Annotated in this window: 17 protein-coding genes; 8 read left to right on the top strand and 9 right to left on the bottom strand. The window is 33.6% G+C overall.

Features of this window, described 5'->3' with window-relative positions; translation table 11 throughout:
• Nucleotides 1-61: 61 nt before the first annotated feature.
• The gene (locus DSQ20_RS04555; RefSeq protein WP_179366195.1) at nucleotides 62-598 is read right to left on the bottom strand and encodes a cob(I)yrinic acid a,c-diamide adenosyltransferase; all 537 of its coding nucleotides are present in this window, start codon (nucleotides 596-598) and stop codon (nucleotides 62-64) included.
• Nucleotides 599-762: 164 nt separating this feature from the next.
• Between DSQ20_RS04555 and DSQ20_RS04550 the strand changes: the two genes are divergently transcribed.
• Together DSQ20_RS04550 and DSQ20_RS04545 are read left to right on the top strand one after the other, a co-directional pair.
• Complete coding sequence (locus DSQ20_RS04550; RefSeq protein ID WP_255458369.1) at nucleotides 763-1,314, top strand: HD family hydrolase; 552 nt, start codon at nucleotides 763-765, stop codon at nucleotides 1,312-1,314.
• Nucleotides 1,315-1,318: 4 nt separating this feature from the next.
• Nucleotides 1,319-1,546, top strand: coding sequence for a hydrolase (locus DSQ20_RS04545; protein WP_179366194.1), 228 nt, complete (start codon nucleotides 1,319-1,321; stop codon nucleotides 1,544-1,546).
• Between the two features lie 16 nt (nucleotides 1,547-1,562).
• On the opposite strand, the gene DSQ20_RS04540 is transcribed toward DSQ20_RS04545, so the two are convergent.
• Nucleotides 1,563-1,844: a hypothetical protein gene (locus DSQ20_RS04540; RefSeq protein WP_179366193.1), complete on the bottom strand. Its 282-nt coding sequence runs from the start codon at nucleotides 1,842-1,844 to the stop codon at nucleotides 1,563-1,565.
• A 74-nt stretch (nucleotides 1,845-1,918) separates the two neighbouring features.
• Here DSQ20_RS04540 and DSQ20_RS04535 point away from each other — a divergent pair, with 74 nt between their 5' ends.
• Both DSQ20_RS04535 and DSQ20_RS04530 read left to right on the top strand, forming a co-directional pair.
• Nucleotides 1,919-2,266 (top strand): hypothetical protein, encoded by a 348-nt coding sequence (locus tag DSQ20_RS04535; RefSeq protein ID WP_007550546.1) that lies wholly within the window; start codon nucleotides 1,919-1,921, stop codon nucleotides 2,264-2,266.
• 75 nt (nucleotides 2,267-2,341) lie between these two features.
• A complete protein-coding gene (locus tag DSQ20_RS04530) occupies nucleotides 2,342-3,571 on the top strand; it encodes a TIGR00300 family protein (RefSeq protein ID WP_179366192.1) in 1,230 nt (409 codons plus the stop codon).
• On the opposite strand, the gene DSQ20_RS04525 is transcribed toward DSQ20_RS04530, so the two are convergent.
• From DSQ20_RS04525 to DSQ20_RS04495, 7 genes are all read right to left on the bottom strand, one after another.
• Nucleotides 3,568-4,305, bottom strand: coding sequence for an ATPase domain-containing protein (locus DSQ20_RS04525; RefSeq protein ID WP_179366191.1), 738 nt, complete (start codon nucleotides 4,303-4,305; stop codon nucleotides 3,568-3,570). The genes DSQ20_RS04530 and DSQ20_RS04525 overlap by 4 nt on opposite strands.
• Nucleotides 4,306-4,386: 81 nt before the next feature.
• Complete coding sequence (locus DSQ20_RS04520; RefSeq protein ID WP_179366190.1) at nucleotides 4,387-5,235, bottom strand: TrmB family transcriptional regulator; 849 nt, start codon at nucleotides 5,233-5,235, stop codon at nucleotides 4,387-4,389.
• Between the two features lie 141 nt (nucleotides 5,236-5,376).
• Nucleotides 5,377-5,994, bottom strand: a complete 618-nt coding sequence (locus DSQ20_RS04515; protein ID WP_179366189.1) for a hypothetical protein — start codon at nucleotides 5,992-5,994, stop codon at nucleotides 5,377-5,379.
• On the bottom strand, nucleotides 5,987-6,529 hold the full coding sequence (locus DSQ20_RS04510) for a hypothetical protein (RefSeq protein WP_179366188.1): 543 nt from the start codon (nucleotides 6,527-6,529) through the stop codon (nucleotides 5,987-5,989). The genes DSQ20_RS04515 and DSQ20_RS04510 overlap by 8 nt, the downstream gene beginning before the upstream one ends.
• A gap of 70 nt (nucleotides 6,530-6,599) precedes the next feature.
• The gene (locus DSQ20_RS04505; RefSeq protein WP_179366187.1) at nucleotides 6,600-9,137 is read right to left on the bottom strand and encodes a hypothetical protein; all 2,538 of its coding nucleotides are present in this window, start codon (nucleotides 9,135-9,137) and stop codon (nucleotides 6,600-6,602) included.
• Nucleotides 9,134-9,625, bottom strand: coding sequence for a hypothetical protein (locus DSQ20_RS04500; protein WP_179366186.1), 492 nt, complete (start codon nucleotides 9,623-9,625; stop codon nucleotides 9,134-9,136). Before DSQ20_RS04500 ends, DSQ20_RS04505 begins: the two co-directional genes overlap by 4 nt.
• 47 nt (nucleotides 9,626-9,672) lie before the next feature.
• On the bottom strand, nucleotides 9,673-10,128 hold the full coding sequence (locus tag DSQ20_RS04495) for a hypothetical protein (RefSeq protein ID WP_179366185.1): 456 nt from the start codon (nucleotides 10,126-10,128) through the stop codon (nucleotides 9,673-9,675).
• A gap of 131 nt (nucleotides 10,129-10,259) precedes the next feature.
• Between DSQ20_RS04495 and DSQ20_RS04490 the strand changes: the two genes are divergently transcribed.
• From DSQ20_RS04490 to DSQ20_RS04475, 4 genes are all read left to right on the top strand, one after another.
• Nucleotides 10,260-11,282, top strand: a complete 1,023-nt coding sequence (locus DSQ20_RS04490) for an AAA family ATPase (protein ID WP_179366184.1) — start codon at nucleotides 10,260-10,262, stop codon at nucleotides 11,280-11,282.
• 4 nt (nucleotides 11,283-11,286) lie between these two features.
• Nucleotides 11,287-12,852: a vWA domain-containing protein gene (locus DSQ20_RS04485; RefSeq protein WP_179366183.1), complete on the top strand. Its 1,566-nt coding sequence runs from the start codon at nucleotides 11,287-11,289 to the stop codon at nucleotides 12,850-12,852.
• A 123-nt stretch (nucleotides 12,853-12,975) separates the two neighbouring features.
• Complete coding sequence (locus DSQ20_RS04480) at nucleotides 12,976-13,620, top strand: hypothetical protein (protein ID WP_179366182.1); 645 nt, start codon at nucleotides 12,976-12,978, stop codon at nucleotides 13,618-13,620.
• Between the two features lie 142 nt (nucleotides 13,621-13,762).
• Nucleotides 13,763-15,298 carry a type II/IV secretion system ATPase subunit gene (locus tag DSQ20_RS04475; protein WP_179366181.1) on the top strand — a complete coding sequence of 512 codons (1,536 nt, stop codon included), beginning with the start codon at nucleotides 13,763-13,765 and terminating at the stop codon, nucleotides 15,296-15,298.
• Nucleotides 15,299-15,375: the final 77 nt, after the last annotated feature.

Raw genomic sequence — 15,375 nt, 5'->3', positions numbered from 1 at the left:
CATGATTGATGTCTATTGATTTAACCATAAATGAGAATATTATTGATTAGATGATTGCTAATCAGACTTTCCAAATTATGTCTTTTTTTCCACTTCTTTTATTTAAAACACGGCCCAATACAAAAAAAAGATCAGATAAACGATTTACATACTTGATACAGTTATCGTTAATTTTTTCTTCCTCACTTAACATTATGATGAATGTTTCAGCTCTTCGTGTTACAGTTCGAATATGATGTAGTTGTGATGCTAAAATCGTTCCACCAGGCAAGATAAAATTGGTCAGAGGAACCAATTCGGATTCATATTTATCAATATTTTTTTCTAAATTTGATATCATGTCTGTGGTAACTCTATTTTTTTTATCTTCCAATTTTGGATTAGAAAGATCAGCCCCAATTACAAATAATTCGTTTTGAATTAAATTTAGCAAAACAGCAATATCTTTATCGATTTCATATGATTGTATAATGCCCAACAATGCATTTGTTTCATCAATTGCACCATACGCTATAATTCGTGGGTTTGATTTTGATACCCTCAAATTACCTTGCAGACCGGTAGTTCCATCATCACCAGTCTTTGTATATATTTTCAATAACGTATGAAAAATCGATTAAACTATTATGTTGTTCGAATTATTTATTATGGCATACTTGTAAATGCAATCGTTGTACGGATTTTTTACAGGTTATGATTCAAAATTTGATAAAAATCACAAAATAATTCAAATTACTATTGCAGATCTTAAAATCTACCATCGTGTCAAACGATTTTAAAGCCTTGATTATTGATTTTTTTAACACATCTGCAAAATTAAAAAAAATACCTCGTCAGGGATGGATTGATAAATTATTGATAAATGATCCCGAATCTGTAGCAGACCACACTTTTTCAATGGCAATCATTGGAATGATTTTTGCAGATTTAGAAGGACATAACACAGAAAAAATTTTAAAAATTATCCTATTACATGACATGGCAGAGGTTATAATTGGAGATATCACTCCAGAAAAAATGTCAATACAAAGAAAAACAGAGTTAGAAAACAATGCGATGGAAAAAATTCTCAGTAATTTACCAAAGAAGTTACAAAAACAATACAATAATCTTTGGATTGAATATCAATTAAATCACTCTAAGGAAGCTCAATTAGTTCATCAAATAGACAAATTAGAAATGGCGTTACAGGCAAAAGTCTATTCAAATGAAGGACATTCTGAAAAATCGTTGGCCTCATTTTTTAAGACTGCAAAAAATGAAATCACAGATCCAAAGTTAATGGAGATATTTAAAAAAATAGTATCCAAATAACGACATGTCTGAAAAAAGCAAAGATGAATTAATTGAAGCGCAAAAACAAATCATAGGAATACTTTTTGAGGTAATCAAACGATTGCAAGCAAATAATGATCTTGATGATGAGTATTTTCAAATTATCTCATCTGAAGATAAATCAAAAAAAGAAAGACTAGGAAAAATCCTAATTGAGAGAGAAGAGAATGCAAAAATTGTGGGGCGTTTATTAGAACAATTAGAAATTTGATATTGATTTTAAAATACTAATCATCTGAAATAATTTTTAGTCTTGCTGTTTGTTCAAATTTGTCTTGAACATAATGAGAAAGATTGATCACTCTAACTCTTGTCTGTTTATTTGTCCAACTACCCTCATTTTCAAACCATGATTCAATATCATCAACGTCATATCTTTCACCGTTCTTTAGAATGGTTTTGAAAATTAATTTTATCTCTTCTATGTCTTGCTCTGTTAGATTATTTTTATCCTCAACTAATGTGGTGATTTCATTTAATTTTATAATTACATTGTTTGTAAGAGGCATGATTCTATCAAATTAAGAAGATATAACAGTCTTTTGAGATATTGTTTTTATAACAATCAAATCTTCTTTGAGTCGTGCAGTATTTTCAAGCCTTAAAAACAGGACAAAAAAGAGTAGCAGAAGCCAGAGAATATCTTAACAAACTGACTAATGGAAAAGCAATGCCTGCGTTGGCATTACGGGATAACAAATCAAACGTCTGGGACCCAGTTGGGGAAGAAAATCTTTATGCATTTGTTGATGAATCTGCAGGATTTGTGTTAACAGATAACAGTGGGTACATACTTGCTTTGGTTGACAAATATGGTATTTCTAAAACAATTGTTCAAGGAGTAACTAAAACACAAAAAGAAATCTTGGAGCAATCATTTCAAAAAGACAACATTCCAGAATACAAAGGCAAGGTAACTCTACCAGTATAATTGAAATTTTTTTACCAAAAATAGTCAAATAAAATCAGCGTAAAGCTTTTGTTATCATCAGATTTAGAATAACAATTGGCAAAATATACACAAGAGATTGAAGTAGATGGGCATCTTATCGACTCATCAATTTTAACAAAAATATTTGACAAGATAATGGATCTTCACGGAGAATTTCAAGTAGAGGAAATCAACATAGGAAAAAAGAAAAAAGATCCATCATATGCACGATTATCAGTTACCGGCAAGAATCAAAAACACCTAGATGAAATTTTAGAAACAATTTATCGTGAAGGAGCAGTCTCAAAAATACAAAAAGGAATTTCATTAAAAAAAGCACCAAAAGACATGGTAATGCCAGATGACTTTTACAGTACCACCAATAACCATACTCGAGTTTTTCACAATAAGCAATGGATTCAAGTTGAAAATATGATGATGGACAAATGCATTGTAGTAAAAAACAACAGAGCGTTTTGTGTCCCTGTAAGGGATGTTAAAAAAGGAGACAACATCATTGTTGGAGAAAGCGGAATAAAGATTACGCCACCTGAACGTCCAAGAGAAGGTGTTAATGTTTTTGAATTTATGGGAAGCTCAAGTTCTAGTGAAAGACCAACTCAGCATATTGCAAAAAAAGTAGCAGAGGACATTTACAAGACAAAAAAGAACGGCGGGAAAATTGTAATTGTAGGCGGTCCTGCAATAGTACATACAGGTGCAGCTGATGCCGTTGCAGAGTTGATCAAACTAGGGTTTATTGACGGAGTTTTAGCTGGAAACGCTTTGGCAGTTCACGATATAGAATATGCTACACTTGGAACATCGCTAGGAATGAATGTTCATGATGCAACTTTGGCATATCGTGGACATCGAAATCATATGGAGACCATAAATGCTGTTTTTCGTGCAGGGTCTATTGCAAATATGGTTAAGACAAAAAAATTAACACGTGGAATAATGTATCAATGTGTGAAAAATAAAATCCCATTTGTATTGGCTGGATCTATTCGAGACGACGGACCATTACCTGATGTAATTACAGATGTTGCAGAGGCACAAAGAGAGTACAAAAAAGTGCTCAAAGACGCAAATATGGTAATTATGATTTCTACAATGTTGCACTCTATTGCAACTGGTAACATGTTACCTGCAAACGTCAAAGTTGTAGTAGTTGATATCAATCAGCCAACAGTTACCAAGCTAATGGATAGGGGTACTTGGCAGGCATTAGGAATTGTTACTGATGTCGGTGCATTTTTGCCAATGGTGTTACAACAAATTAAAAAACAGAAAAAAACCTAAGGAGTCAATCTAGGATGTTGAATATGCATTCCATCGCCATCCAAAATAATTGGATGAATTTGCTGACTGTGTTTGATTCCACGCATCTTTGTTACCTGAATGGTTCTTTCCATGGTGTCTTCTTTTCTTGTATGTCTGAGCTGAATAATCCCAGATGTGACAAACCATTCCAAAGGAATCTCGTTGTTTTCTGAATGCTCTGATATTATCAGCGAAGTTACGCCATAATTTTCTAATGCCTGAATCATTCCTTGCAAACCCTGTCTCATGTAAAATTTATCCAAATACTGCATTGCAAGAATTGTAACAGAGTCCATCACCACTCTTTTTGCTTCGATTCTTTTGATGCTGCTTAGCAGCAATTTTGTCAAGTGCTCAAATGGCATCTGCTCTCCCCTGTATAGGGAATCATCTTTGCCAATCATCTCATCTTGAATCTTAAACGGTCTTGCATCAATCATCATGATTTTGTCTTTGCTGATTAGATCATCAAAATCCCAGCCAAATGATTTGCAGTCATTTTTTATCTCATCGATATTTTGTGACATTGTTACGTATACGCCTGGCTCATCAAAGTCACGTGCACCGGAATACAGGAATTGCAATCCAAATGTTGTTTTTCCACTGCCAGGTGGGCCAGATATTATGACAGACCTGTTCTTTTTTAATCCGCCAGAAATTATAGAATCTAGTCCGGGAATGCCTGTTTTGACTTTGGGATAAGTGGAATCCATATCTACAAAGAGAGAAGATGGAATTTTCTATATAAAGAGAGAGACTAGTTTGATTCTAACAAATAAAATTAACACAAACTATTACAAATGAATATTCTTTGAATTTGTCCAAAGAGATTCAAAGAGTAATTTCATTGAATATACTAGTGATTTTGAGTTAGTCCACATTGCAAATGGTTCTGTCGTAGAGTTTGCATTCTTTGTAAAGAACAATAATTCAGAATCGTCTTTTAGAATAAAGCATAAATGATTTTGAATGTCTTTATCTAGTTTTTTGATATTTTTTCTTTCCAGATTATCAAATATGTAGGTAGTTTTATCTGAACATGCACTTAGTAATCTAAACTGTTGTTTTGATTTTACAAAAGATTCTAAAAATTCACCATGATATAATTTGATATAATCTTTTTCAGAACCAAGAATTAAAAATTCATCTTTAAAGTTATCAGTCATTTCAGTGATTTTTGATTGAATTTGATTTGCACCTTGAAGCATTTGGAATTTTTCTTCAACCTCATCATGTAATGAGTCAAAAGTAGGAATGTTATTCCATAATTCAGATAATCCTTTTTCCATATGCTCTAAAGATTTGACTCTTTCTTTTTCAGCATTTACTAAAATCCATATTGCTTTGTTTAATGGGGATGCTGTAAATTGAATCGGATGTTGAAACGTTGCAGAAACAATTCCTTTGTTTTGTAATGCTGATAGTAAATGATATGTTTCAGTTCTAGGTAATTTAAGGGCCTTGCATACTTCAGGTGCTGTCTTTGCACCATATTTTCCAAGATAAATAAACACTTTACTTTGATTTGATGTCAAACCATATTGTAAGAGTTCTGCTTGAACTTTATCAAGGGATAGTTTGTACTCATACAACTGTGTGTCTGGCGTAGAGTCAAATATCGAAGTTTGTATTTCTGTGGTCATGTTTTTTCTGGATCCTCAATAAGAAAAGACTAGACTATATTGTGATATAGCTAAGAAGTTTTGATCGGATCGATCGTATTTCTTAATATCTTTAAACATGAAATTATTATATAATTTTAGACTATTTAACATAAAAATTCACTATATTCCTATTTTTATAATACTTTCTTGAGAAATTGCAGTTCCAGAGTAGATCGATTTGAATGAAAAGTTTTTCCTAATATCGCTTGTTTTTAAAAAGGATATTTGAAGTGGTCCATTTGAGCCATGAAATGCAATGCACGCCATATCGTCTTTAAGTCCCTTTTCAATAATATTGTTCAATGCAGATAATGTTCTTTGAAGGGTTTCTAGTTTTGATTTTAGGTCATCTATTGCCTTGAAATACAATTCTAATTCCCCTTTGAGTCCAATTCCATTATACACCATTATTTGATCCAAATTATACCAATGCTCACTATCTTTTTTGGACTGTTTTTTTGGTTTTTCAACCATCTTTTTTTCAGATTTTTTTTTATCGTTGTTTTTAGAATCGTCTATTTTTGTATCTGTTTTCTTTTTGTCCGCAGGATTGTTTTCTAGTTTTGATTTTAGTTCCAAAAACTCAGGATCATCTTTGGAGAATTCTTCATTTAATCTAATTTTGTTACCTAAAACATTAGAATATTCATTTATTGATTGCTCTGTTTCATCAATCTCTTTTTCAAGATTTGACTTTAAATCTTTGACTGTATTATATCTGCGAATTAATTTATTCAATATTTTCCGGAATCTCCGTTACAGGAATTTTACTTGGCAGGTTTTCTTTTAATTGAGAAAGTACGTTTAGTTGTTTTGTGGCAGCTCTTAAGAAAGTAATCTTTTCTGTCAGATACGTCTTTTGTGTTTGGATTAATCCTATTAATTGTGGTGTGATGTATTCAATTATTTGTGTGATTGTTTCAGGGGAATAATCTGTGAATTTTTTAGTCTCTGTTTTACCATTTGCTAGCTTAATGTTTAATTCTAAATTAGGTAACAAAACTATGTTGGCATCTGAAGGAAGATTGAATATTTCAGGATGAATGTTAACTGAAAAACTTAGAAATTCTGTAATTATTTTTAATGCATTATGCAGATCCTCTATGATGTTTGTTTTTTGGTCTTCTAGTTCATAGATTTGCATAGATTCCTCAATCAACGTATTTAGCTGAGTCAAGGTACCTGCGTTAGATGCCAACGGATCAACAGGCATAGTGGTAGCAGATTCACTGGATACAGGATTGTTAGGATCGGTAGATTCGCTAGATTGCATTGATTTTCTAATACTTGAAAATTACATTAAAAGTTGTATGTATTCTAATGTTACAGGATAACAGGTAGGCTCAATCTTGAATATGGACAGACCCTAGATCAATGGTTCTAAGAAAGGTTTCCCCACTGTCATCAAACCCACTCAGGAACACTGATGCATAATAATCACCAGGAGGCGCCCGATATTGTGATGCAGCATTAAGTTGTGGTGGATTTGATAATATCTCAAAAACAAATTCTGCGGAGTTTTGATCAGGTATGAATATGCTGTCTTGTGTTGGGAGTACTGCAGTACCATTAACAGTATCAACTATTCCTGCATAAGAGGCGGTCCCATCAGGCAAAGTTACAACAAACCGGGTTCCCCCATAAGTAAACCATGCCCCATTTGGTCCACTATTAAATATAACATAACTCACTTGCTCATCATTATCAATAATGGTATATGATGGAAGTATTGGTGTCACATATGGTGTTTGAATATAGCTAGTTGAATCAGGGAGAATAAATGAATTATCATCGTCATCAATTCTTATGTTAATTGGTAAATTTTGATTATCACCAGGCCAAGACAAGACAGATTTTATTCTATCACCGGTATTTAGTGTGGCATTTGCAACAGTGGTAAATGTTGCATTGTAAAATGAGTATTTTTCATATGTGTTATCATTTGAAAAAGAGTCATATCGAGTCCCTCCACTGGTAGATTTGATTTGAGGATCTGCAAAAGATAACTGGTGAATGCCACTGTAGATTGTCTCCTGATCAACACCGTTTGCATCAGTTCTAATAATTGACCAAGTAAGTCGTGTAGCATTGTTGCCAAAATTAGTATAATACAATTCTTGTATATCGCCAGAATTTAACTCAGTGCTATCCCAATGCATAAAAGATGCAACATCGCCTTCTAACTCATTACCTGCTCCATCATATCCTATAAACACACTATCTGTACCATCTACTTGCATTACTGAAGAACCACCACAGCCAATGCATTCTTCAGTATTGTCAACTAGAACTCCATCGATATACAATTTACAATCATCATCTCCACTACGAGCTCCTACTGCAAAATGCCACAGGTCATCATCATAGTCATAAGTACTTGGGGATTCACATTTTGTTATATCATTACCAACGTCGGTATTATACATAAAGAGAATATTTCCATGACTTGCAGCATCACCGTCACCAAATGAAATCTCATATTCATCGTCGTTACCATCATCTCCCCAATGAACTATTGGATTATAGTTATCAGTGGAAGGAGGAATTCTAAACCAGACGGCAGTTGTTGCAGCCTCACTATTAATACATGTGTGATCAGTGTATTCCGAACATTCATCCCATTCTGAGGATAGGTAATCGTCACTTCCATCAAAATCATAATATGCATTGTCATCAGGACCTCCCGATGAAATCAATGACACACTATTTACTCTGTCAAAATCATCATTATTTATGTTTCCAGTAGATTCAGATATATCATCACTTCCACCACATGGAAAACAGTTAAAGTGAAATGCCACATCAGGTGCAGGTACACCGACAGGTGTTAAATCACTCCAATAAGAAAGTCGCATATTCCAAGTTCCGTTAACAATAATAGTAGATGAGGATGTAGACGCACTTAGAAATTCAACGTCTCCACTTCGAGGATCAATCATGCTTCCACCACCAGAAGGATCTGCAGAATCCATTTGGTATTCACTATTTGGTGTAAGGTTGGATTCGTCATGAAAGTACATAAGGTCTACTTGTTGACCCAACATATTTGACAAACCAAAAGATTCCAGTGCTGTACCTGCCTGTGTTGCAACAGTTACTTCACGCACAGTTGAAGTAGTAGTTACAAAATTTCCTTCAACTCCATTTGATATCGTAGCATTAAATATTGCAGAATCATCAACAGCTCCAGTCATTTGAACAACATATTCAAAAATAGCTATATCACCAGGTGCCAATACAGGATAAGATGCAGGAATTGGACCAGAACGAATTGAAGCTACATCTGCTCCAACAACATCATCAATTGTCAGTTGAGGAGTCACATTGTATAATACGTTGTTATTTGACATGTTATTGACTATGCTGTACAAGATAGTTGTTGTAAATTCAGATGGTATAAACTCTGGAACTGCCCGTATATTCATCAAAAGACTTTCAGAAGATGGAGAGTTTATGTAAACTGTTTGAACAGCACCTCTAGATGAGACAAGTTTTACGTTGTATCCTTTTGTTGGATCTACCGTATAATCAATAAAATCTAGCAAATTAATTGTATTACCAGGCAAGATATCGTCATCGATTACAAACTTTTGAACATCGTCGTTTACTCCTTGCTCATCAACATATAGATTGGTGATTCTAATGGGAATCTCGCCAGTGTTTTTTACAATACCACCTAATTTGTTTTGATTCACACTTATGGATGTAATTTCAAATGCCTCATCTTTTTGATCTTTTTGTCTTTTCTCCTCTACAATTAATGATTCAGAAAAGTTTCCCAATACATTCATGCTATAAGTGACATAAGAAAGCGTACCAATAACTACTGCCACAAGAAATACGGTTCCAACTATTGTACTTAATCCACGGTGTTTTCTCATGGTGCTATTACCTGAGTAGTGAACTGATTTCCTCTTTCTGTGAATACAATTATGCCTATGTCTTCTCCAGACGTCCATGAATATGTTGCATTTGTTGAAAACGTACCAGATGAAACAATTCCTGCATCAGCATATGAAAAAATTTGCAATTCCTCTAAAGTTGTTCGATCAATTAACGTCATCTGTGTTACATTTAGTCCCAGTGTTCCAACATTAGACAATGTAACGTTAATACAATTTCCAGGACAAGTAGTGGAAAACCAAACATTTTCAAAAATAATATCTTCATTTATTTTATTCATTTGAGTGGAAAATGTTTCTTCCATTGCTTGTTTTTGTGTAGTCAAGCTACTATTTGACCATCCAAGCATCGCCACACCCATAATACTCACTGCAGATAGGATTATGGCACTAGTTACAACGTTTGCAAGTGCTCGTCTGGAATTAAAGTGAAATCGGTTATTATTTCTAAGAGAAATCTTAGACATTATAAAATTTAGATCTGGCATTATTGATAGTGTAGAAGATATCATAATCACAAGTTTGGTTGAATAATGTCTGGGTTTTCTAATTCTGATTCATCTGTAGGTTCTGCAACTTCGGTCATGTTTTCTTGTGTTGTAGAGATGTCTTCGATCTCATCAATTGCTTCAGATGCATTACCTGCGCCCATTCCACCAATTTGGATAGGAGGACATGAGACATTGAGACTTTTTGAAAGCAAAAAAAATGTTGGAAATAGTTCCTGATAAATCACAGATAAAATCTTGGGAACGTCGTTTTCATCCTTGGCAAGAATGTCGTCTCTTTCTTTCACATCCCCGGATATTTTGGCCATGCCTTCAATTGTTAGGCGGACGTTTTTTGGGTTTGATAAAATTGTAAATCCGTACTTGAAAGTAGAATGTGTCTCGGCATTTTCGATTTCATCAATTGTTGCCTCTACATCATATTTATGAAATACGTTATTTTTCGGGTCATTTTTACTCATGGATATAGAATTCAAGTCAACTTGTATGTTCAATCTGATTAATTGTATCTTGAAATTCATTAAACAATGTGTATGTAATATCAGCACACACATAACAGCATTAACCATATCACCACATAAGCAATCTACGCATGGAGCAAAATAGAGTGATATCATCAGTTAATCATTCAAAAATAAATTCAGACAAGGTAAATCTCTCAGTATCAATATCCAAGATAAAAAAAGACACGCACAAACTATCAAAAATGTATGATTTTAAAAAATACATGGATTCTTCAGACATGATATTTCCTCCAGAAATGGATGACATGATACCAAAAGACACGCCACCATATCTAGATAATGGAGAACATTATGTGGAGCGAATTGGAAGAGCATTAAAATTTTTCAAACAATGCGCATTAATTGGTCCCAGTGGAACTGGTAAAACACATATCGTATACTTGGTGGCAGAATTGGCTGGACTTCCAATGTGGGAAATCAACTGTGGTTTGGCCACATCTGTCTTTGATCTTTTTGGAAGATATGTTGGATTGGGAAAAGAGAATTGGATTGATGGATTAATTACTGGATGGTGTAGAAAAGGCGGAATACTATATCTTGATGAGGCAAACATGATGAAACAAGACGTTGCAACAAAGTTAAACCCATTGCTAGACCAAAGAGGACACATGGTACTTACAGAAAAAGATAGTGAAATTATTCACAGACATAAACATGCATACATGATAATTAGCATGAACCCAGTATCATCAGAATTTGCAGGTACAAAACCAATCAACGCAGCTATGAGGAGAAGAATGAGTGTCTGGTTGAATTTTGATTATATGAGTGTAGGAGATAATATCGATGAAAAAGAATTCAAGATGGTCTCTGAAAGAGGCGGAATTTCTCTAGAAGATGCTGAAATAATTGTAAGAATAGGTGCAAAATTAAGACAAGAATACAAAATGGGAGATCTTCCTTATGGGCCATCAGTGGGGGATTTAGTAAATTGGGCAAAGATCTGTTCAGATGGAGTTGATATTTTACAAGGCGGAAATGAAACTTTGGTTCCAATGACTAGCGATGATCCAGAAGTACAAGACGAAGTAAGACAGATAATTAAAAAAGTAATTGAAGGAAAAATAGCACAACGAAATCGAAAAGTGTGATTAAATGAAAGAAAGAGTAGAGGATGTAGCACATAAAATCTTTTTTGAGATATGTGGAAAAAAACCGACTGAGATAGATCTATTTTTTTTAGATACAATTCATTTTCCAAAAATAGATTATTTGCCAATAATGACCGTATATTTACCCATGCCACGAAAAATTAATGGGCATAGTGTCTACGAGGGAATTGTCTTTTCAGAATACGAGTCGGGAGCACAAACAATATGGAATTTATTTTTTGCTACTGTTTGTCATGCGGCAGCACATGCAAGTGTAACTGATTTTAGCAAATACCAAAATTGGATTAAAGATAAAGATAAAGATAAAGCATACAAAACAATAGAAAAAATAGAAGACATTAAAATAAATCATTTCTTAAAAACATTTTTTCCGGAATATTATCAAGGAATAAACAAAATTAATAATGCATTTAAAATAATTAATGAAAAAAATATTCAAGACAAATTAACATATAAAAGAAATAAATTTATTGATAGGTTTGGTTCAAAGAAAAAAATTGAGGATGTAATTAAAAACAACATTATAAAACTAGACTCTAAAGATAAAAATAAGATAATTGAAATTGCAGATAAATTATATTTTAATCAAAATATTATTGAAGAAGAAAATGCCCCATATGTTGATCATTATACTCAACAAAATAATGCAATCAATTGGAAACAAAATGTCACAATAAATCCATCCGGAACAGTGGAGAAGAATGTACAGAATTTTATAGATATTTGGTTTGAACAGCAAAAACGTAGAGATAAAACGAGGAAAAAATATGGTGGTTTGACACATGATCTAAATTTTGACAAAATTGAATTTGCTCCAGAAAACATTGGAGAGTATTTGAGACTAAGAAATGCGACCCATATGTTTTTGAAAAAGATGAGCAGTCAAATGAAGTTGGTTCCAAACATAATGGATGAAGGCATACCGGAAGATATGGGACTGTTGCAAATGCAGGCAGCAATTCAGGCAGTTGCAGCTCAAAATAACAGCATTCAGATCTTTGAGCAAGACGATTATAGGAAAATAGAAGAAGAATGGGCAGTAGTTTTAGATACAAGTTCTAGCATGAGACTAAAATTTGATGAGATGAAAAAATTTGCAATAGCACTTGGAGAAGCTGCCAATGATGTAAACTCAAAAAACGGCAAGTGGGGGTTTTTTACTTTTAATAATAATTTCAGAATAGTAAAAGATCATTATGAAAAATATGATCAAACTGCAAGATCAAGAGTTGGAGGAATAGAAATTACAGGATTGTCTTTTATAGGAGATGCGGTAAAACTATGTACAAGAATTTTAGAAAGGGAAAATATTGAAAAAAAATTTATTTTTTTAATTACAGATGGTCAACAAGTTGGAACGTTAGGAAACAATAAAGATATGGAAGATGCAATATTAGAAGCAAGAAAGAAAGGAATCACAGTGATTGCAATAGGATTGCCAGAAGGAATCACAAAGGTGTTTAATCTTTGCATTCCTTATGAAAGTCTTCGTAAAACAGTTGCAAAATTTATTTCTGCATATGCTAGAATATCAGGCGAAGATACATAAAATCAATAAAAATAACATTTACACGTTGTATGTAATTTATGTTTACATATAGAATATACAAAATTCCAATAGTGGGAAGTTAGGACAATACCTAAATGGATGAAGAAAAGTTCAACTAACAAAATGAAACCAAAGCTAAACAAAAGTCGTGCATTAAGTACAGTACTTACAACAGTCATCATATTGGTGGCATCAGTTGTACTTGGTTCAGGAGTTGTTCTTTATGGTGCCAGTCTTTTCCAAGGCGGTACTCAAACAGAATCAATTTCAGTATCAGGGGCAAAAGTATGGGTACACAGCACTGATACAAACGGTATAGCTATTGGTGCAGCTAAAATAAGAAATACGGGGGATAAAGTCGTTTCAGTAGACAAAATCCAAATCAGAGGTACAGACGTGCCATTTACCCAATGGTTCCCAGACACCACAATAAGTTCAGCAACATTCCAACAATCATTAAACCATACGGGGTGGGCAGCAACTAGTGGAACTGGAAGTATGGCTAGACAGGTAAATAACCCAGTATGTCCTGCAGGTGCAGATTTCATATCAATTGATCTTGTATCAACAGAGACAACAACTGAAGGAATATGTGCAGATCCAGGTAATGGACCAGTAGCATTAACACCAGGTCAAGCAGCAGTTATTTACTTCAAATTGAATAACGGCACTCTGACATCACTGGATTCTGGTGCAAGTGCTAGTGTCAACATATTTGCAGGTAAAACAGGTGCACCACAAAGCGTAACCGTAGAAGGAAAGTCCTAGGGTAAGGGGAATTTTTTCAAATCTTATCCAATTCGTATTTTTAAAATATAATAAAAAGAAAGACATTTTTTGCCAATAGTATGTATTGTAATGTTTCATACTGGTTGATATATCAAAAAATTAAGAATAAACATTGAATATAATGGGCAAAAACAAAGAAGAGCAGAGTTTAGAAACATTTCTTAAAAGTGATTTTCTAAGTGAATTAAAAAATGAAACTCCAAAGGGAACAACATTAATTGAAAACTACCCATTAAAAGCGCCATTTAGCTATGCAAATATTTTACAAGACCAAGAAAATGGAAGCATATCGTATCAAGTAGACGAAACAAAACTAAATCAACAAGAAGAAATAATTTACAATCAATTATACAGATTAATAGAAGAAAACCTAGATTCTCCAGAAAATATTGAAAAAGATTTTGGGTTCATGTCATTTGTAAATAAGACCATTAAAGACAATACAAAATTATTTCAAGATTATCCCCTTGCAAGTATGGAAAAGGTAAAATATTATCTAGAACGAGATATTGCAGGTTTTGGATTAATCGATCCAATTATGCATGATCCAAATATAGAAGATGTAAGCTGTAGTGGAATAGATGCTCCAATCTATGTATGGCATAGAAAATATGACAGCATTCCATGTAACATAAAATTTCAAGATGCAAAACTCAATTCATTTGTATCCAGAATAGTATTCAGAGCAGGAAAACACATCAGTTCAGCATACCCAATTTCAGATTTAGCATTAGAAGGAAATCATAGAATTTCAGTATTGTATCAAAAAGAGGTCACTCCAAAGGGAACAAGCTTTACAATAAGAAAATTCAAACAAGATCCATATTCGGTTGTGGATCTAATATCGTTTGGAACTATCAGTGTAGATGTTGCAGCATATTTGTGGATGTTAATGGAAGCAAAAATGTCAATTATGGTCATAGGATCTACAGGCAGCGGAAAAACTACTATTTTAAACGCAATAACGGGACTAGTCAATCCAGACTACAAAATATTTTCTGTTGAGGACGTAGCTGAAATTAACATTAAACATGAAAACTGGTTTAGCCTAGTTGCTAGAACAGGATTTGGTCCAAGTGGCGAAGGTGAAATTGGACTGTATGATCTTATAAAATCAGGTGTAAGACACAGACCGGACTATATTGTGGTAGGAGAAATTAGAGGTGCAGAAGCATATGTGATGTTTCAGGCTATGGCAACAGGACACGGTGGTCTTTGTACAATGCACGCAGACAGTTTAGAATCAGCAGGTAAAAGATTACAACAGAAACCGATGGACATTCCAGCATCATATCTATCTTTGATGAATTGTGCAATAGTAATTAGAAGAGTAAAAGGACATGATGGAAAAAGCACTAGAAAAGCAATATCAGTTCAGGAACTCAACACTGCGGATGTTTATCATTCAGCATTCAAATGGGATCCAAAATCAGATTATTTTGATGCACGATTAGAAGATAGTGTAATGCTACATAGAATTGCAGAGCAAACAGGAAGAGACAGGGAGCAAATATCAGAAGAATATGAAAAAAGGAAGAGAGTCATAAAATGGCTATTACAACGTGGAATTAGAAGTTATGCCAAAGTAGCAGAAAACATTGGAAAATATTATAGAGACCCAGAAGCGTTGATGAAAAAAATCGAGTATGGTGGATAGATGTCTTTTTTAAAAAGCTTTGAGCAAAAAGATAAGCAAAAAAAATTAAATAAAAAATAGATTCTGAACTACCCTTT

Source organism: Nitrosarchaeum sp. AC2 (assembly GCF_013407385.1).
Taxonomy (GTDB): domain Archaea; phylum Thermoproteota; class Nitrososphaeria; order Nitrososphaerales; family Nitrosopumilaceae; genus Nitrosarchaeum; species Nitrosarchaeum koreense.
This window is presented reverse-complemented; position numbering and strand designations above follow the sequence as displayed.